This window comes from Rahnella sp. P4_A8 (assembly GCF_056402435.1).
Genome location: NZ_JBFUHK010000312.1, coordinates 1 through 816, shown reverse-complemented (window position 1 = coordinate 816; position 816 = coordinate 1). Strand labels below are relative to the sequence as shown.

At 40.2% G+C, this 816-nt stretch carries 1 pseudogene; it reads right to left on the bottom strand.

Annotation, left to right across the window (positions count from 1 at the left end):
• A pseudogene (locus AC1DUO_RS25660) lies at positions 1 to 816 on the bottom strand (methyl-accepting chemotaxis protein); the annotation flags it as partial.

Below are 816 nucleotides of genomic sequence, written 5' to 3'. Positions count from 1 at the left end.
CAATAACACCGCCTTGGTTTGCCTCCTGAGTTGCCTGTTCTGCCAGTGTGCTGGCCTGACTCGCATTATCTGCATTATGTCGAACGGTTGAACTCAGTTGTTCCATGCTTGCGGCTGTCTCTTCAAGTGCAGATGCCTGTTCTTCCGTCCTGGAGGAAAGGTCGGTATTCCCGGTGGAGATTTCACTGGAGCCTTTATAAATTGAATCGGCGCTGTTTCGGATGTCGTATACTGTTTTTGCCCAGTTATCTTGCATCTTGTTGATATAAGGTATTAATTGTCCAACGCAGTTTTTACCCTGGAAAGCAATTTTGCTATCAAGTATGCCGGTTGCCAATGATTCAAGGTGAGCTTTCACTTTGTTTAATGGTTTAACAAGAAAGTTTGCCAGATAACGATCGCTCAAAAGCATAATGACAACGCTGAGGGCCATAGCACCTATAAGTATATATTGGCACCATGCAACCCACTGGGTAATTCTGTGATTCGCTTCAGCGTTAAGAGAGGTAATTTTGTCATTATATTTTTCTATGGCTGCACTAAAGTTACGTCTAAGCGGAAGATATTTATCATTTTTTAAAGACGCGAACAGACTTGTATTTTTCACTGCTGCTGATTCATACATGGGGAATACAGCACTGTTGAAAAGAGTAAAGGAACTGTTATAGATATCGTCCACGGTGTTGGAGTCTAAATTCCCATGATCAATATTTTTAAATTGATCTAACCCTTTTTTAAGACTTTCTAATTCAATCAACGTGGCTTTTATTTCAATATCATAAATGCCGTTATTGTTTTTTTCTAACCCAGCTATAG